Genomic DNA, 16,603 nt, shown 5'->3' with positions numbered 1-16,603 from the left:
CGGGAAAGGAGGCCGTATGGCAATGGGTGGTGGGTTCGGCCCGCAGGCGATGCGCTCGCTGAGGCGTGACAGCTCGGTGACGAAGGAGCGTCTGGCGCCCGGCACGGTCCGGCGCATCGCTCGATACGCACGGCCGTTCTCGCGGCACATCGCGGCCTTCCTGACGCTCGTCGTGGTCGGTTCGGGCATCGTGATCGCCAATCCGCTGCTGATGAAGGCGATCATCGACAATGGGATCACCCCGAAGAGGCCCGGGCTGGTGGTCACCCTCGCGGTGGTCATCGCGGTCCTGGCGGTGGCCGACGCGGCGCTGACCCTGGGCCAGCGCTGGTTCTCGGCGCGGGTCGGTGAGGGCCTGATCTACAACCTGCGCACCGAGGTCTTCGACCACGTGCAGCGGATGCCGGTGGCGTTCTTCATGCGGACCCAGACCGGCGCCCTGGTCTCCCGGCTGAACACCGATGTGATCGGCGCGCAGCGGGCGCTGACCAGCACGTTGTCGTCGGTCGTGTCCAACGTGGTCATGCTGGTTCTGGTGCTCGGCGCCATGCTGGTGCTGTCCTGGCAGATCACCCTTGTCGCCCTGGTGCTGCTGCCGATCTTCATCTTCCCCGCCAAGTGGGTCGGCAGGAAGATGTCCGGGCTCACCCGCCGGCAGATGGAGCTCGACGCGGAGATGAGCTCCATGATGACCGAGCGGTTCAACGTCGCCGGCGCCATGGTGGCCAAGCTGTACGGCAGGCCCGACGAGGAGGCCGTGGCCTTCGGCGGCAGGGCCGGGCAGGTGCGCGACGTCGGCGTCACCGTCGGGATGTACGGGACGGTGTTCCGGGTCGCCCTCGGCCTGGTCGCGGCGCTGGCCACCGCCCTGGTGTACGGCGCGGGTGGCCTGCTGGCCGTCGGCGGCGTCTTCGAGCTCGGCACCCTGGTCGCCCTCGCCGCCCTCCTGATGCGGCTGTACGGTCCGCTGACCAGCCTGTCCAACGTGCATGTCGACGTGATGACCGCGCTGGTCAGCTTCGACCGGGTCTTCGAGGTCCTCGACCTGTCGCCGATGGTGGCCGAGAGGCCGGACGCCCGGGCCGTTCCGGACGGGGCGGCCTCGGTCGAGTTCGACGACGTCCGGTTCCGCTACCCCGGTTCCTCGGAGGTGTCGCTGGCCTCGTTGGAGGCGGTGGCCCGGCCCGACACCGGGCCTGGTCAGGAGGTGCTGCGCGGCGTCACCTTCACCGCCCGTCCGGGTGAGATGATCGCGCTGGTCGGTCACTCCGGTGCGGGCAAGACGACCATCACGAGCCTGGTCTCCCGGCTCTACGACGTCAACGAGGGCGCGGTCCGGATCAACGGCCTGGACGTGCGCGAGGCCACCTTCGACTCCCTGCGCGACACCGTGGGCGTGGTCATGCAGGACGCCCATCTGTTCCACGACACCATCGGTGCCAACCTCGCTTATGCCCGGCCGGAGGCCACCGAGGAGGAGATGTGGGACGCGCTGCGTGCCGCGCAGATCGCCCATCTGGTCGAGGAGCTGCCCGAGGGCCTGGAGACGGTGGTGGGCGACCGGGGGTACCGGCTGTCGGGCGGGGAGAAACAGCGTCTGGCCCTGGCCAGGTTGCTGCTCAAGGCCCCCCGGGTGGTCGTGCTCGACGAGGCCACCGCGCACCTGGACTCCGAGTCCGAGGCGGCGGTCCAGCAGGCGCTGAAGAGCGCGCTGACCGGGCGGACCTCGCTGGTCATCGCGCACCGGTTGTCGACCATCCGTGAGGCGGACCAGATCCTGGTGGTGCAGGACGGCCGGATCGTGGAGCGTGGCCGCCATGAGGAGCTGCTGGCCAGGGGGGCGGTCTACGCCGAGCTCTACCGCACCCAGTTCAGCACGCAGTCGTGATCCAGCCGGTCACCGGTAGCCCAGACGGGTGAGCTCCTCGCGGGCGACCTTCTCCACCAGTTCGGCGTCCTGGCCCCGGAGCCGGGTGCGCCAGGCGCCCACTTTGGGCACGTTCCTGCCGTACAGGGCGACCTTGGGGACCCGGGTCTCCAGGAAGGCCGAGAGTCCGTCCAGAGCCTGGGCGGGAGAGGTGATCAGGTCCTCGTAGCGCAGGGTCAGCAGCTGCTCGCGGGAGAGCTCCTTGTGCAGGGTGGCTGAGAGCCGGACCGCGCTGCGCCAGCGCAGCGCGCACTTGCCGGCCGTGGGCATGGCCTTCCAGCGGTCGCTGTGCTCGGCCGAGTTGACGCCGAAGAAGGGGTTGGGGAACTCCGTCTCGTCGTTCAGCATGACCGGTTTGAACCAGGCCAGGGCGGCCGGGTCGGCCAGCATGTCGGCGGCCACGTCGCGCCCGTCCCTGATGAGCTGGACGAACCGGGCGTCGGGGAAGGCCTGGAGCAGCACGGAGGCGCTGTAGAGCAGATCGGGGCTGGCGTCGCCGAACCGGGCCACCGTGCCCGGCGCGGCGCACGGGCCGTCTCCGGTCACGCCTCCCGCCTCGCGGCAGGGGGCCGGGCAGTCGCGGCACGCGCCCGGAATGATCTGCCAGGCCTCTGCCAGGGCGTCGCGGAGCACGCGGGTGGCACCCATGCCCCGGCCTGCGATGGACGGGCGCCTGGCGAAGGCGTATACGACGTGGGCCACCGCCGGGCGTCCCATGGTGAGATGGAAGCCGGGAGAGCGCTTCAGGGCACGGGCAAGCAGATCCGCGCCGGAGTGAGGGGCGGCGAGCACGAACACCGGCTGGCGGACCTTGATCCCGTTGACCACGAGGATGTGAGGCGGAGGTCGCATATGTGAGCCCAGTGTGGCACCGTTTGGGGAGTGAACGAACCGGTCACCTCCATCCCCGCCCGGTCAGAAGGCATGATCGTCCCGCGCCCGTTGCGGCCCGGCGACGTGGTGGCCGTGGTCGCTCCGTCCGGGCCCTGCGATCCGGTACGGCTGGCGCGCGGCGTCCGTGTCCTCGAAGGCCTGGGCCTGAAGGTCGTCACCGGGGCCCATGTGCTCGACCGTGACCGTTACCTGGCCGGGTCCGACGCCGGCAGGGCCGCCGATCTGCAGGAGGCCTGGTGCGATCCGGCCGTGGCCGCGGTGATCTGCGCCCGGGGCGGTTACGGTGCCACCCGGATCCTGGATCTGCTCGACTGGGACGCGCTGCGGGCCGCCGGGCCCAAGGCGCTGGTCGGCTCCAGTGACGTCACCGCGCTGCACCAGGCGTTCTCCGTCGAGCTGGGTGTCGCCTCCTGGTTCGGGCCCATGCTCGCCTGCGCCACGATCGGCGACCCCGAGGGGCCCGAGCCGCGCTCTTTCCGGCATTTCACCGAGGCCCTGTTCGGTGAGCCGTCACCGATCACCGGTGATCGGGTGATCACTGCGGGCAGGGCGGTCGCCCCGGTGGTGGGCGGCAACCTCAGCCTGCTGGCCGCGCTGTGCGGCACGCCGTACGCGCTGCGGGCACGTGGGCGGATCGTCCTGCTGGAGGACGTCACCGAGGAGCCCTACCGGATCGACCGGATGCTCACCCAGTTGCTCCGGTCGGGGGCGCTGGACGGCGTCGCGGGGATCGCCCTGGGCTCCTGGGAGGACTGCGGGGATCCCTATCCGACGCTGGAGGAGCGGCTGGCACCGCTTGGGGTGCCGGTGATCGCCGGGCTTCCGGTGGGGCACGGGTCTCCACAGTTCAGTGTGCTATTAGGGGCACTTGGTGCTATTGATGCAGAATCGTGTTCTCTGACCGGTTCAATCACTGACCCTATGGAGGCAGTCTAGGTGCGGACCTAGGAGGAAGCCGGCAGAAGGGGCGCGTGCGTGAGGCTGTTCCGGCGGCATCGTGACCGACAGACCAACCGGCGTCGTGACCGGAGAGCCGAGAGGCCGCCGCGGCCGATCGAGGAAGTAGATCTCGACTCCCTGCTCTCGCTGGTCGCCGACACCCTCGGTTACACCTGTTCCTTCGCTCCCGACGGTGGCACGCTGACGCTGTCGGGCCCCCACCGGATCGTGGTGCGGCTGGCCGGGCTGCAGGCCCAGGCGCGCCGCCGCTCGCGGGAGGACTGGCCGATACTCGTCTCCGAGCACCTGGCCCATGCCCTGGCCACTGTGGACGAGCCGTTCGACGCCTGCGACCTGGCACAGGTCCGCTCGCTGCTGCGGACCCGGATCCAGCTCGACGACGAGGTGGGTTCGGCCCGGGTGGTCGGCCGCCACCTCAGCACCGACCTGGTCGAGGTGCTCACCGTCGGTGACGGCCCCGTCGGCCGGCCGGTCCGCCCGGAGGAGGTCGGCTGCTGGCCGGTCACCGCCGCCCAGGCGCTGGACCTGGCCGCGGACAACGCCTGCGGCGACGAGCCGCTGTCGGTGGTCGAGACCGATCTGGGCGGCGTGGCGATCCGGCGGCTGAGCGGCTCCACCGCGAGTGCCGCCGCCCATCTGCGCCGCCTGGAGGACTACCTGCCCGTCCCGGCCGACGGTGTGCTCGTCACGCTGCCCGACCCCTTCACCCTGGTCGTCCATCCGGTCGAGGGCATCGGCGTGGTCCGCGCGATCGAGCGGATGCGGCTGTTCGCCCAGCGGGAGTTCGACCGGGGTGCCGGCGCGCTCAGCCCGCAGGTCTACTGGTGGCACGGCGGCCGGCTCACCCTGGTCCGGGCCGACCTGGCCAGCCAGGGCGGGCAGACCCGGCTGGTGGTGGCCCCGCCGCCGGAGTTCGCTCGCGTCCTGGCCGCCCTGGCCGTCCGCCCCGAGGGCGGGACCGGCCAGGGCTGAGAGCCGCCTGCGGGGCATGGCCTGTCAGGCGACGGCGGGCTGCTTGCCGGCGGCAGGGTGGCGGGGAAGAGGAACACGCCGTTTGAGGTCCGTCCCGGACCGGCCTTCGGGGGAGCCGGATCCGCGCAGCCGCCGGCTGGAGGTACGAGGAGGCCCGTCAGCTCAGCGCGCGGGCCGTGTGGATCAGCGGCACGTGGCTGAAGGCCTGCGGGAAGTTGCCCACCAGGCGCCCGTAGCGGGGGTCATACTCCTCGGCGAGCAGGCCGACGTCGTTGCGCAGGGTCAGCAGGCGCTCGAACAGCTCGACGGCCTCGTCCTTGCGGCCGATCATCGCCAGTGCCTCGGCCAGCCAGAAGCTGCAGGCCAGGAACGCGCCCTCGCCGCCGGGCAGGCCGTCCACGTCGTTGTCGGCGGCCACCGGATAGCGCAGTACGAAGCCGTCGATCATCAGCTCGCGCTGGATCGCCTCCACCGTGCCGATGACGCGCGGGTCCTCCGGCGGCAGGAATCCGACCATGGGGATCAGCAGCAGGGCGGCGTCCAGCTCGTGCGAGCCGTAGGACTGGGTGAAGGTCTGGCGCACCTCGTCGAAACCCTTGTCGCAGACCTCGGCGTGGATGCGGTCGCGCAGTCCCTTCCAGCGTTCCAGCGGCCCGGTCCGGTCGAAGCCCTCCATCTGCTTGATCGCCCGGTCCAGGGCGACCCAGCACATCACCTTGGAGTGGGTGAAGTGGCGGCGGGGACCGCGCACCTCCCACAGGCCCTCGTCGGGTCCGTCCCAGTGGGTCTCCACGTACTTGATGAGCTCGTGCTGGATGGTCCAGGCGCGGTCGTCCGGCTCCATGCCCGACACGCGGGACAGGTACAGGGCGTTCATCACCTCCCCGTAGACGTCCAGCTGGAGCTGGTTGACCGCGCCGTTGCCGATCCGCACGGGCCGGGATTCCTCGTAGCCGGGCAGCCAGTCGAGCTCCAGCTCGGTGAGCCGTCGTTCCCCGGACACGCTGTACATGATCTGCAGGTCCTGGGCGCGGCCCGCGATCGCCCGCAGCAGCCACTCCCTCCAGGCGCGGGCCTCGTCCAGGTATCCGCCGCCGATGAGGGCCTCCAGCGTCATGGTGGCGTCGCGCAGCCAGCAGAAGCGGTAGTCCCAGTTGCGGACCCCGCCGAGGTCCTCGGGCAGCGAGGTGGTGGGGGCGGCGACGATGCCGCCGGTGGGCTCGTAGGTGAGCGCCTTGAGCGTGATGAGGGAGCGGATCACCGCCTCGCGCCACGGCCCCTGGTAGGTGCACTGCTGTGCCCACTCGGCCCACAGCGCCTCGGTCTCGGCCAGCTGGTGGATCGGGTCGATCTCGACCGGCCTGGACTCGTGCGAGGGATGCCAGGTGAACACGTAGGCCAGACGGTCTCCCTCGGAGACCCGGAACCTCGCCTTGTGCGCGTAGTCGCCGCCCTGCAGGGGGACGGGGGAGTGCAGCCACACCGAGTCGGGGCCGCCGACGGCCTGCAGCAGGCCGTCGGTGCGGCGCACCCAGGGCACGATCCGGCCGTAGTCGAAGCGGATGCGGATCTCGGTGGCCATCTCCACCGTTCCCGACACTCCCTCCACGATCCTGACCAGGTCGGGATTCGCCTGCCGGGCGGGCATGAAGTCGGTCACGCGGACGGTGCCGCCCGGGGTGTCCCATTCGCTCTCCAGCACCAGGGACTCGCCCTTGTAGCGCCGCCGGGTGGCGGTGGGCCATCCGGCGTCCGCGGGCCCCAGCGACCACTGGCCGTTGTGCTTGTCGCCGAGCAGCGCAGCGAAACACGCCGGGGAGTCGAACCGGGGGAGGCAGAGCCAGTCGATGGCGCCGTTCCGCCCGATCAGGGCGGCTGACTGCATATCTCCGACAAGGGCGTAATCTTCGATCCGCATGTCTTGACGCTAATGCCTTTGCCGACCGTCGATCAGCCCTTGGGGCGCATCCGGGGCATGAAGAACTGGGTGAGGGGCCCGATCGCGAGGGCGAACACCACGGTGCCGACGCCCACGGTTCCGCCGAGCAGCCAGCCGGCGGCCAGCACCGTGACCTCGATGACCGTGCGGGCCACGCGGATGGACAGGCCGAGGCGGTTCAGGCCGGTCATCAGCCCGTCGCGCGGGCCGGGGCCCAGGCCCGCGCCGATGTAGAGGCCGGTCGCCGCGCCGGTGGCGACGACGCCGAGCAGCAGGTAGGCCCAGCGCGCGGCCAGCGGGTCCGGGGTCGGGGCCAGCCACATGGCGGCATCGGCGAACAGGCCGAGGAAGACGACGTTGCTGATGGTGCCGATCCCCGGTCTCTGCCGCAGTGGGATCCACAGCAGCATGACCAGGGCTCCCACCAGGATGATCCAGGTGCCGATCGACAGGCCCATGTGGATGGACAGGCCCTGGTGGAACACGTCCCAGGGGCTGCCGCCCAGGTGTGACTCGATCTGCAGGCCGATGCCGATCCCGTAGAGCGCGAGGCCCGCGTACAGGCGTGTGATCCGGTTGGGCAGGGAGCCCAGGGCAGGGAGAGAAATCTCACTCATAATGGCCTTAATCCTTCAGGCCACCGTTCCCCTTCAAAAGGTCCAATCACGAAAAGTGGCCTTATGTCGGAGGAGCGTCGTCCCGGGCGGAGGGCTCGGTGCCGGGCCGTCTCCCGGCGCGGATTCCGGGCAACGGCTCAGACGCGGACGAAGGACGCGTCGAAGGAGTTGCGCGCGATCTGGTCCAATTGCGCGTCGGTCATGCCCAGCTCCTCGCGGAGCGCCCGGTAGTTGTCCTCGACATAGCCGCCGAAGTAGGCGGGGTCGTCGGAGTTCACGGTCACGACCAGGCCTTCGTCGAGCATGGCGGGCAGGATGTGGTCACGAAGGGAGGGGACCGCGCGGAGCCGCACGTTGGACAGCGGGCACACGGTCAGGGGGATGCGCTCGTCACGGAGCCGGGCCACGAGCCGGGGATCCTCCATCGCCCGGATGCCGTGGTCGATGCGCTCGACCCGCAGGATGTCCAGGGCCTCCCACACGTAGTCGGGTCCGCCCTCCTCGCCCGCGTGCGCGACCCGGCGCAGCCCCTCCGCGGCGGCGATGTCGAACACGTGACGGAACAGCGACGGCGGGTGACCCACCTCGGCCGAGTCCAGGCCGACCCCGATGAAGTGGTCCCGGTAGGGCAGCGCGGCCCGCAGCACCTGTTCGGCCTCCTCGGCGCCGCGGTCCCGCAGGAAGCACAGGATCAGGGCGGCGGAGACGTCGCTGTCCTTCATGGCCGCGGTCAGGCCGCCGAACACCACCTCAAGGGAGACCCCCCGGCTGAGATGGGCCTGCGGGTCGAAGAAGATCTCGGCATGGCGTACGCCCTGTGCGCGGGCCCGTCCCAGGTAGGCGGCGGCGAGATCGTAGAAGTCCTGCTCGGTCCGGAGCACGGCCGTGTTCTCGTAGTAGATGTCGAGGAAGGACTGCAGGTCCGCGAAGTCATACCGTGCCCGGATGGCCTCCACGTCGAAGGTCGGCAGCTCGATCCGGTTGCGTCTGGCCAGTTCGACGACGAGTTCGGGTTCGAGGGTGCCCTCGATATGCACGTGGAGTTCAGCTTTGGACCGCATGTGATCGAGTAAACCCGACAGGTGGCTGCGGGAGTATCGTGCGAACCTCTGAAATATTGCTGTTTGACCTGGCATAACATGAAATGTCTGGCAAAGAATGAGGGGGCTCATGAGGCTGGCGGACCTGCTCGCGCGCGATGATCTGCGGCTGAGGCCCGTGAGCGGTCAGGACGCGCTGGAGCGGGAGGTACGGCGGGCCTACCCGACGGACCTGCCCGATCCGCAGCGTTACCTGCGTTCCGGAGACCTCGTCCTGACCAGCGGAGTCTGGTACGGCGAGCCGTCCGACTGCGAGGTCTTCGCCGACGCGCTGTGGGCCAGCGACGTGGCGGGACTGGTCGTGGGACTGATCGTGCTCGGCGAGTTGCCCGAGGCACTCGTCGAGGCGTGCGAACGCCGCAGGGTGCCACTGATCCTGGCGGCTCTGGACCAGTCCTTCGGCGCGATCACCGAGGCCGTGGCAGCGGAGGCGTTCGCCGCCGAGCAGCGCAGGGCCGAGCGGGTCAGGGCGCAGACGCTGATCGACCTGCTGGGCGCCCAGCAGATCGCACCCGGCGAGGTCTCGGCGCATCTGCGGCTCCTCGGCGCCGATCCCGCTCTGCCGACGACCGTCATGGTGGTGGGCCTGACCGGCGGGTCGGGCGACCACGACCTGCCCGCCGTACTGCATCAGGCGCTGACCAGGAAGGACCGGCACCTGATCGTCGGTGGTTCGCCGGGCGAGGCGGTCGTCCTGGTCAACGGGAAGACCTCGCGCAAGAGCCTGGCCGAGGAGCTCCGCGCTCTGGCGGCGGGCCACCCGGGGATCGGGATCGCGGCGGGGGTCAGCGAACCGGCGTCGAGCGTGTCCCAGCTCGGCGAGGCCCTCGAAAGCGCCCAGCGGGGGATGGAGTCGGCCGGTACCGGTGCGGGACCGGTGTCCATCATGTCGGCCGCCGACATCGACACCTTCGAGCAGCTGCTGACCTCGCTCCCCGTGGGCGTGCGGAGGTCGTTCAGAGAACACCTGCTCGGTCCGGTCGAGGAGTACGACGCGCGGCACGGCTCGGAGCTCGTGAAGACCCTCGACGCCTTCCTGGAGACGTGCGGATCGTGGCAGCGCGCGGCGGACGAGCTGTACGTGCACGTCAACACGCTCCGCTACCGCCTGCAGCGGATCGAGGAGCTGACCGGGCGGCGGATGACCTCGATGCGGGACCGCACCGACCTCTATCTCGCCCTCAGGTCAGGGAAGAGTCCCCGCGACGAGGTGGCCTCGTGACACCACGGCGACGATGTTCTCGGTGGCCAGGTCCTCGATGCGCTCCCAGGGGCGGCCGCGCAGCACGATGAGGTCGGCCCCGAGGCCGGGAGCGATCCGTCCCACCGGCATGCCGATCGCGTCGGCGGCGTCGGAGGTGGCGGCCCGCAGCGCCGCCTCGGCGTCCATGCCCAGGATCCTGGTCATGTGAACCACCTCGGCCAGCTGGTCGCCGAACTGGACATGGTGCCCGTTGGCGTCGGTGCCCAGCACGAACCGCACTCCCTTGGCCGCCGCCTCGGAGAGAAGCACGTTGCGCCTGGCCACCAGCTCCGCGGCCTTGGCCATGGCCTCCCCGGTCACCGGGACGCGGCCCTCGGCGATCGCCTCGTTGATCAGCAGGGTCGGGGCGACGGGCGTACGGCGGGCCGCGAGCTTCTCCGCCAGCTCCGCGCTCAGCAGGGTGCCGTGCTCGATCGAGTCGACGCCCTCCTCCACGGCGATGCGGATGCCGTCCTCGGAGTGGGCGTGCGAGGCGACCAGCATGCCGAGCGCGTGCGCCTCGTCGACGACGGCCCGGATCTCCTCGGGCGTGTAGTTGCGCCAGCCGTTCTTGTCGCCGATGGACAGGACGCCGCCGCTGGTAGTGATCTTGATGCCGTCCATGCCGGCGCGGGCCCAGGTGCGGACCAGCTTGCGGCACTCGTCGGGTCCGTCCGCGGTGGGCTTGCGCAGCGGGAAGGCGGGCGGCACGAACAGGTCGTTGTGCCCGGCGGTCATTCCCACCACGCCGTGGACCTGGATGCGCGGCCCCGGCAGCACCCCGGCGTCGAAGGCCCGGCGCAGCGCGATCTGCGCCTCGTCCCCGGCCAGGTCGCGCAGTGTCGTCACGCCGTGACGCATGGCGCGCTGGGCGTGGGCCGCGCCGTGCAGCACCTGCTCGTCTCGGGTGGTGACCAGCGGCCAGGTCATGAAGTCCGGCTGGTTCTCGCCCGCGTATCCGATCAGGTGCACGTGCGTGTCGACCAGGCCGGGTATGACGCACAGCTCACCGTGGCGTTGTGCGGCGGGCCGTACCTCCCCGATCTGGTCGGGCTCCCAGCTGATGTCGACCGGTCCGCGAGATTCGGTACCGTCCCAAAGGGGAATTCCGTCAAGTCTCATTTCGCCGACGACGCTACCCGATCCATCCGGCGGTTAGAGAGACCTACGGACCTGGCCGGCCGCTCTCGTAGGGACCTACAGGGGGCGCGGAGCGCCGGTCCCCTCCCGCGGCCGGTCGCCGGATGCGGCTGCGGGCGCCGGGAGCAGGGGTTTCTCCGCGCACCGCCGCGATCGCGGCATGGCTGCGCGATCGTGCGCGGTTCCCCTGCCGGTGGGCGTCCTCCCGCGCACCCATGAATGTCCGAAATTTCGTCACAAGATGGTAATAATCGGCGTATACCTTCCTGACCTGCATGTTCATCCGGCCCAAGGAGAATTATGGCTACCCTCGACCGTCGCGCTTTCCTGCGGACGACAGGCCTGGCCGGGTTGGCGCTCGGTCTGACCGCCTGCGGTGACAACGGCACATCCGCCGGAGCCGGGGGAGGCGGCGAGGGGAAGTTCGGCTCGGTCAAGCTCCAGCTCTCCTGGAAGAAGAACATCGAGTTCGCCGGAGAGTACTTCGCCGACAGCAAGGGCTACTACAAGGCCGCCGGGTTCGGTCAGGTGGAACTGCTGTCCGGCGGGGGATCCGGCACCTCCGTCGAGTCGGGCCTGGCCACCGGCCGCTGCTGGATCGGTCTGTCGACGCCGACCATCACCGCGCCCGCGGTCCTCCAGGGCGCACAGCTGAAGATCGTCGGCGCGACCTTCCAGAAGAACCCCTTCGCCGTCGTCTCCCTGGGCAAGAACCCCATCGAGGACCCCAAGGCGCTGGTCGGCAAGAAGATCGGGGTGCAGGACTCCAACGAGCTGGTCTGGAACGCGCTGCTCAAGGCGAACGACATCGACCCGGCGAGCGTGACGCGCGTCCCTTTCCAGTCCGACCCCTCGATGCTGACCTCCGGCCAGCTTGATGGCTATGTCGGCTTTGTCACCAGTGGTCCGGTGCGGCTGAAGATGCAGGGCGTCGACGCGGCGCATTTCCTGTTCGCCGACCACGGACTGCCGCTGGTCGCCGAGACCTTCACGGTGGCGCAGCAGACCATCGACAGCGAGCGCGACAAGCTCAAGGCGTTCCTGGCCGCTGAGATCAAGGGCTGGAAGGACGCCATCGCCGACCCCGCGAAGTCCGCGGAGCTGGCCGCCAAGACCTACGGCAAGGACCTCAACCTCGACGTCGCCGAGCAGACCGAGGAGGCCAAGATGCAGAACGAGCTCGTCGTCACCCCCGACGCCAAGGCCAACGGCCTGTTCAGCATGAGCTCCGAACTGATCGAGCAGAACATCGCCTCCCTGGCCAAGGCAGGGCTGACCATCAAGGCGGAGAACCTGTTCGACCTGTCGATCATCGACGAGGTCCACAAGGCCGACCCGAGCCTGAAGCTCTCATGAGCGGCATCAGCATCAGCGGGCTCAGCAAGCGGTTCAGCACCGGCCGGCGCACGGTGACCGCGATCGAGAACGTGGACCTGCAGACCCCCCAGGGGTCCTTCCTGTCCCTGCTCGGACCCTCGGGCTGCGGCAAGTCGACGGTGCTGCGCATCCTGGCCGGGCTCGAACAGCCCACGGCGGGCGAGATCCTGGTGAACGGCGAGCCCCCCGGGGAACTGCGGAGAAGCCACCACCTGGGCATCGCCTTCCAGGACTCGGCGCTGCTGGCCTGGCGGAGCGTCGCGGCCAACATCCGGCTGCCCCTGGAGGTCGCCGGTCTCAAGCCCGAGCCCGGAGTGATCGAGGACCTGATCAGGTTGGTGGGCCTGGAGGGCTTCGAGAAGGCCAGGCCGGCGGAACTGTCCGGAGGCATGCGCCAGCGCGTGTCCATCGCCCGCGCCCTGGTGGTCAGGCCCAGCGTGCTCCTGCTCGACGAGCCGTTCGGGGCCCTGGACGACATGACCCGCCAGCGGCTCAACCTGGAACTGCTGCGGATCTGGACCGAGAAGCCCGCGACGACGCTGATGGTCACCCACGGCATAGGCGAGGCGATCTTCCTCTCCGACGTCGTCGCGGTCATGAGCCCGCGGCCGGGCCGCGTCGTCGAACTGGTGGAGATCGACCTGCCGCGCCCGCGCACCCCCGAGATGATGCGTACCCCGGAGTTCCACGCGCTCCACGACCACCTCAGCGACCTGCTCTTCGGTCACGGGCAGGGTGGCTGATGAGGCGGGTGTACGGCCTCCTCGGCGTCGTCGTCCTGATCGGCCTGTGGTGGGTGCTGGCGGTGACCGTCTTCGCGGGCGACGGCGCGGTGCCGACCCCGTGGGCGGTGCTGGCCGCGATGCAGAAGGACGGCTGGGCCTTCTACGGGCCCAACGTGTCGGCCACCGTGACCGCGGCCCTGCAGGGCTTCGCCTGGGGCAACGGACTGGCGATCGCCGTCGCCCTGATCGTGCTGCTCGTCCCGCGGCTGGAGGCCGTGGCCACCCAGCTCGCCGTGATCAGCTACTGCATCCCGCTGCTGGCCGTCGGCCCGATCATCCTGGTCGTCTTCGGCGGCCCGGCCACGGTGGTGTTCCTGGCCGCCATCTCGGTCTTCTTCACCACGCTCATCGGCGCCCTGCTCGGCCTGCGCTCGGCCGAGCGGACCAGCCTCGACCTCATCACCGTGTACGGCGGGGGCCGCCTGGCCAAGCTCCGCCACGTCCAGGTCATCGCGGCCCTGCCGAGCACGTTCGCCGGGCTGAAGATCTCGGCTCCCTCCGCACTGCTCGGCGCGATCATCGGAGAGTACCTCGGCAGCAACGACCAGGGGCTCGGCGTCTCCCTGATGATCTCCCAGCAGCAGTTCCAGGTCCCCCGCACATGGGGACTGGCGCTCGTGGCGGGCCTGATCGCGGGCCTCGGCTACGGGGTCGTCACGCTCGTCGCCCGGCTGGTCACCCCCTGGTCGCGCGGCGGCGCGGAAACGAGGACCTCCCTGTGATCGGCCGTACCGTTCTGCGGGTCGTCGGCCCGCTGCTGCCCTCCGTGCTCATCGTCGTGGCCGGGTGGTGGCTGTTCCTGGAGGCGTTCGCCATCAGCCCGCTGGTCGGCAAGCGCCCCCCTCAGGTCTGGGCCTACCTGTTCACCGCGGCCGACTCGGGAGCCCATCGTGAGGCGGTCCTCGCCACCCTCGGCGTCACGGTCAGGGACGCGGCCGTCGGGTTCACCACCGGCATGATCGCGGCGATGGCCGTCGCCATGATGTTCGTGCTCTTCAGCGCCGTCGAGCAGACCTTCATGCCGGTGGCGATGCTGCTGCGCTCGGTGCCGCTCGTGGTGATGACGCCGTTGATCACTCTCGTGTTCGGGCGGGAGCTTCTCGGTGTCGCCGTCATCGGCGGGATCGTGGTCTTCTTCCCCGCCCTGGTCAACATCGCCTTCGGGCTGCGGTCGGCCTCTCCGCAGGCGACCGACCTGATCATGGCCTACGGCGGCGGGCGCCTGACCGTCCTGCGCAAGGTCGCCGTGCCGACGGCGATGCCCGCGGTGTTCGCCTCCGCCCGGATCTCCGTGCCCTCCTCGATCATCGGCGCGCTCATCGCCGAGTGGCTGGCCACCGGCGAGGGGGTCGGAGCCGAGATCCTCCGCGCGATCGGCGGCTTCCGCTACGACGAGGTCTGGGCCGACATCGTGGCCGTCACCACCGTGTCGATCCTCGCGTACGCGGTCGTGGGGGTCGTCGAAGCGCTGGTCCTCACCCGCTTCGCCGACACCCGGGAGTAGATTCACCATACGAGCGCACGCAATGGGAGGGGGAACGGGGTGCCGGGCCCTCGGGAGCCGCACCCCCGTCTGCCGATGGACCGGTATCTGAGCGGACCCCAGCTTGCCCGGCTGGTGGCGATCGACCCCGGCACCAGGCCGTACTACAGCGCCCTGGCCCAGGCCGTGCGGTCGCTGATCCTCGACGGGCGGCTGCCCGCGCGGATACGCGTCCCGGCCGAGCGCCACCTGGCCGAGGCCCTGGGCGTCAGCCGTACCACCGTGACCGCCGCCTACGACCGCCTCCGCGAGCAGGGCTACCTGGAGAGCAGGCAGGGCGCGGGCAGCTGGACCGCGCTGCCCGATCCGGGCTCGCTGGGTACGGAGAACCCGTGGCTCGCCGCGGGCGACGACGGGCTGCTGCCGCTGCACGCCGCCGCCCCGCTCGCGACCCCGATGCTCCCCCCGGCGATCGCCTTCGCCACCGAGCACTACCGGCGCCACGCGTTCGGCATCGGCTACGACCCCGTCGGGATCGCGCCGTTGCGCCAGGCGGTCGCGGCCCGCTACACCGCCCGGGGGCTGGCCACCCGCCCCGAGCAGATCCTGGTGACCGCGGGCGCCCAGCACGCGCTGCACCTGCTGACCACGATGCTGCTCTCCGCCGGTGACGCGATGCTGCTGGAGTCGCCCACCTACCCGCACGCGCTGGAGGTGGCGAGGACGCGTGGCGCCCGGATCGTCCCGGTCGGCGTCCCCGACGACGGCTGGGACCTGGACCTGCTCACCTGCGCGATGCGCCAGTCGGCGGCCCGTCTCGCCTACGTGATCCCCGACTTCCAGAATCCGACCGGGCATCTGATGGACGACGCCGGCCGGGCGGCCCTGGTCGGCGCGGCCAGGCAGTACGGCACCACGCTGATCGTGGACGAGACCTGGACCGAGCTGACGATCGACGAGGTGCCGCAGACCGCGCCGCTGGCCGCGTTCGACACCGACGGACGGGTGATCAGCATCGGGTCGGCCTCCAAGCTGTGGTGGGGCGGGCTGCGCATCGGCTGGATCCGCACCACCGCCGCCATGGTCCGCCGGCTGGCCGTGCTCCGCGCGGGTGTGGACATCGCCAGCCCCCTCTTCGAGCAACTGGTCGTGACGAGGCTGTTCGAGGACATCGAGGAGGCCAGGGCCGAGCGCCGCCACACGCTCCGCGCCTCCAGGGGCGCGCTGGTGGCGGCGGTGAGGGCACGGATGCCCGACTGGGGCTTCACCGTGCCCAAGGGGGGAGGCTCGCTCTGGGTGCGGCTGGCGGGCCCGTCGGCCACCTCGCTGGCCGACGCGGCGGGCTGCCACGGTGTGCGGCTCGCGCCCGGCCCCTGGTTCGGCGTGGACGGCACGCTGGAGGGGCGGTTGCGCCTGCCCTTCACCCAGCCGCCGCAGGTCCTCATCGAGGCGGTGGACCGCATCGCCCAGGCCAGGGTCAGGGGCGCCCGCGGCGCCCCTCCCGCCCGGCCGCTCACCCCGGCGCTGTGAGGGGCGCCTACTCCGAGGTGACGCCGCGCGCCAGCGGGGCGCGCAGCCGCAGCCGCATGGCCGCGATGCGCAGCCCGAAGGCGAGCACGGCGGCGGCCAGCGTGGCCGGCCAGCCGTGCAGGTCCAGGGTGTAGAGCACGGCCATGACCGCCGAGCCGAGCATGGCGGGCACCGCGTAGAGCTGGCGGTCGTACAGCAGGTTCGGGATCTGCCCGGCCAGGATGTCACGCAGGATGCCGCCGCCGACCGCCGTGGTGACCCCGAGCAGGGCGCCGTGCAGGGGGCTGAGGCCGAAGTTCATCGCCTTCTCGGTGCCGACCGCGCAGAACAGGCCCAGACCCGCCGCGTCGAGCACGTCCACCGCGGGCATCACCCGCTGTACGTGCGGATGCCAGAAGAACACGATCGCCGTGGCGGCGATCGGCACGAGCACGTAGCCGGTGCTGGAGAAGGCGGCGGGCCGTACGTTGAGGATCAGGTCGCGCACGATGCCGCCGCCCAGGGCCGTCATCTCCGCCAGTACGGCCATGCCCACCACGTCCAGCCGCCTGCGGACGCCGACGAGGGCGCCCGAGAGTGCGAAGACGAAGATCCCAACGAGGTCCAGCAGCTGATTCACTGATAAATCATCCCATG

The 16,603-nt window shown here is 70.6% G+C and carries 15 protein-coding genes; 9 read left to right on the top strand and 6 right to left on the bottom strand.

The features are described from left to right. Window positions 1-16 precede the first annotated feature (16 nt). Window positions 17-1,888 carry an ABC transporter ATP-binding protein gene (locus FHR32_RS31645; protein WP_184758194.1) on the top strand — a complete coding sequence of 624 codons (1,872 nt, stop codon included), beginning with the start codon at window positions 17-19 and terminating at the stop codon, window positions 1,886-1,888. Between the two features lie 9 nt (window positions 1,889-1,897). On the opposite strand, the gene FHR32_RS31640 is transcribed toward FHR32_RS31645, so the two are convergent. Then, window positions 1,898-2,779 carry a sulfotransferase gene (locus tag FHR32_RS31640; protein WP_184758193.1) on the bottom strand — a complete coding sequence of 294 codons (882 nt, stop codon included), beginning with the start codon at window positions 2,777-2,779 and terminating at the stop codon, window positions 1,898-1,900. Window positions 2,780-2,809: 30 nt separating this feature from the next. Here FHR32_RS31640 and FHR32_RS31635 point away from each other — a divergent pair, with 30 nt between their 5' ends. Continuing rightward, the gene (locus FHR32_RS31635; RefSeq protein WP_312882791.1) at window positions 2,810-3,757 is read left to right on the top strand and encodes a S66 peptidase family protein; all 948 of its coding nucleotides are present in this window, start codon (window positions 2,810-2,812) and stop codon (window positions 3,755-3,757) included. A 39-nt stretch (window positions 3,758-3,796) separates the two neighbouring features. After that, window positions 3,797-4,753, top strand: coding sequence for a hypothetical protein (locus FHR32_RS31630; protein ID WP_184758192.1), 957 nt, complete (start codon window positions 3,797-3,799; stop codon window positions 4,751-4,753). Window positions 4,754-4,910: 157 nt separating this feature from the next. On the opposite strand, the gene FHR32_RS31625 is transcribed toward FHR32_RS31630, so the two are convergent. The 3 genes from FHR32_RS31625 to FHR32_RS31615 all read right to left on the bottom strand — a co-directional run bounded on the left by FHR32_RS31625 (window position 4,911) and on the right by FHR32_RS31615 (window position 8,370). Next, window positions 4,911-6,671 (bottom strand): glycoside hydrolase family 15 protein, encoded by a 1,761-nt coding sequence (locus FHR32_RS31625; protein WP_184758191.1) that lies wholly within the window; start codon window positions 6,669-6,671, stop codon window positions 4,911-4,913. A gap of 32 nt (window positions 6,672-6,703) precedes the next feature. Further along, complete coding sequence (gene yczE / locus FHR32_RS31620) at window positions 6,704-7,309, bottom strand: membrane protein YczE (RefSeq protein WP_184758190.1); 606 nt, start codon at window positions 7,307-7,309, stop codon at window positions 6,704-6,706. A gap of 137 nt (window positions 7,310-7,446) precedes the next feature. Next, window positions 7,447-8,370, bottom strand: a complete 924-nt coding sequence (locus FHR32_RS31615; RefSeq protein ID WP_184758189.1) for an adenosine deaminase — start codon at window positions 8,368-8,370, stop codon at window positions 7,447-7,449. Window positions 8,371-8,479: 109 nt separating this feature from the next. On the opposite strand from FHR32_RS31615, the gene FHR32_RS31610 reads away from it, so the two are divergent. Then, window positions 8,480-9,631 (top strand): PucR family transcriptional regulator, encoded by a 1,152-nt coding sequence (locus FHR32_RS31610; protein ID WP_184758188.1) that lies wholly within the window; start codon window positions 8,480-8,482, stop codon window positions 9,629-9,631. Here FHR32_RS31610 and FHR32_RS31605 read toward each other — a convergent pair. Beyond that, the gene (locus FHR32_RS31605; protein ID WP_184758187.1) at window positions 9,596-10,774 is read right to left on the bottom strand and encodes a metal-dependent hydrolase family protein; all 1,179 of its coding nucleotides are present in this window, start codon (window positions 10,772-10,774) and stop codon (window positions 9,596-9,598) included. The two genes, FHR32_RS31610 and FHR32_RS31605, sit on opposite strands and share 36 nt — an antisense overlap. A gap of 318 nt (window positions 10,775-11,092) precedes the next feature. Here FHR32_RS31605 and FHR32_RS31600 point away from each other — a divergent pair, with 318 nt between their 5' ends. The 5 genes from FHR32_RS31600 to yczR all read left to right on the top strand — a co-directional run bounded on the left by FHR32_RS31600 (window position 11,093) and on the right by yczR (window position 15,967). Further along, entirely contained in the window at window positions 11,093-12,148 is a 1,056-nt protein-coding gene (locus FHR32_RS31600) for an ABC transporter substrate-binding protein (RefSeq protein WP_184758186.1), read from the top strand. Further along, window positions 12,145-12,912 (top strand): ABC transporter ATP-binding protein, encoded by a 768-nt coding sequence (locus tag FHR32_RS31595; protein ID WP_184758185.1) that lies wholly within the window; start codon window positions 12,145-12,147, stop codon window positions 12,910-12,912. The genes FHR32_RS31600 and FHR32_RS31595 overlap by 4 nt, the downstream gene beginning before the upstream one ends. Next, window positions 12,912-13,676, top strand: a complete 765-nt coding sequence (locus FHR32_RS31590; protein ID WP_184758184.1) for an ABC transporter permease — start codon at window positions 12,912-12,914, stop codon at window positions 13,674-13,676. Before FHR32_RS31595 ends, FHR32_RS31590 begins: the two co-directional genes overlap by 1 nt. Further along, window positions 13,673-14,458 (top strand): ABC transporter permease, encoded by a 786-nt coding sequence (locus FHR32_RS31585; protein WP_184758688.1) that lies wholly within the window; start codon window positions 13,673-13,675, stop codon window positions 14,456-14,458. The genes FHR32_RS31590 and FHR32_RS31585 overlap by 4 nt, the downstream gene beginning before the upstream one ends. A 75-nt stretch (window positions 14,459-14,533) precedes the next feature. Then, complete coding sequence (yczR, locus tag FHR32_RS31580) at window positions 14,534-15,967, top strand: MocR-like transcription factor YczR (protein WP_184758183.1); 1,434 nt, start codon at window positions 14,534-14,536, stop codon at window positions 15,965-15,967. Between the two features lie 7 nt (window positions 15,968-15,974). Here yczR and FHR32_RS31575 read toward each other — a convergent pair whose 3' ends face one another. Next, the gene (locus FHR32_RS31575) at window positions 15,975-16,586 is read right to left on the bottom strand and encodes a trimeric intracellular cation channel family protein (RefSeq protein ID WP_184758182.1); all 612 of its coding nucleotides are present in this window, start codon (window positions 16,584-16,586) and stop codon (window positions 15,975-15,977) included. Between the last annotated feature and the right edge of the window lie 17 nt (window positions 16,587-16,603).

The organism is Streptosporangium album, from assembly GCF_014203795.1.
Taxonomy (GTDB): domain Bacteria; phylum Actinomycetota; class Actinomycetes; order Streptosporangiales; family Streptosporangiaceae; genus Streptosporangium; species Streptosporangium album.
This window is presented reverse-complemented; position numbering and strand designations above follow the sequence as displayed.

What these genes read in the sequence shown, in the direction of transcription:
- FHR32_RS31595 (WP_184758185.1), top strand. Translation starts at nt 12,145, where the DNA reads ATGAGCGGCATCAGCATCAGCGGGCTCAGCAAGCGGTTCAGCACCGGC.
- FHR32_RS31645 (WP_184758194.1), top strand. Translation starts at nt 17, where the DNA reads ATGGCAATGGGTGGTGGGTTCGGCCCGCAGGCGATGCGCTCGCTGAGG.
- FHR32_RS31605 (WP_184758187.1), bottom strand. Translation starts at nt 10,774, where the DNA reads ATGAGACTTGACGGAATTCCCCTTTGGGACGGTACCGAATCTCGCGGA.
- FHR32_RS31590 (WP_184758184.1), top strand. Translation starts at nt 12,912, where the DNA reads ATGAGGCGGGTGTACGGCCTCCTCGGCGTCGTCGTCCTGATCGGCCTG.
- yczE (WP_184758190.1), bottom strand. Translation starts at nt 7,309, where the DNA reads ATGAGTGAGATTTCTCTCCCTGCCCTGGGCTCCCTGCCCAACCGGATC.
- yczR (WP_184758183.1), top strand. Translation starts at nt 14,534, where the DNA reads ATGGACCGGTATCTGAGCGGACCCCAGCTTGCCCGGCTGGTGGCGATC.
- FHR32_RS31640 (WP_184758193.1), bottom strand. Translation starts at nt 2,779, where the DNA reads ATGCGACCTCCGCCTCACATCCTCGTGGTCAACGGGATCAAGGTCCGC.
- FHR32_RS31615 (WP_184758189.1), bottom strand. Translation starts at nt 8,370, where the DNA reads ATGCGGTCCAAAGCTGAACTCCACGTGCATATCGAGGGCACCCTCGAA.
- FHR32_RS31610 (WP_184758188.1), top strand. Translation starts at nt 8,480, where the DNA reads ATGAGGCTGGCGGACCTGCTCGCGCGCGATGATCTGCGGCTGAGGCCC.
- FHR32_RS31625 (WP_184758191.1), bottom strand. Translation starts at nt 6,671, where the DNA reads ATGCGGATCGAAGATTACGCCCTTGTCGGAGATATGCAGTCAGCCGCC.
- FHR32_RS31600 (WP_184758186.1), top strand. Translation starts at nt 11,093, where the DNA reads ATGGCTACCCTCGACCGTCGCGCTTTCCTGCGGACGACAGGCCTGGCC.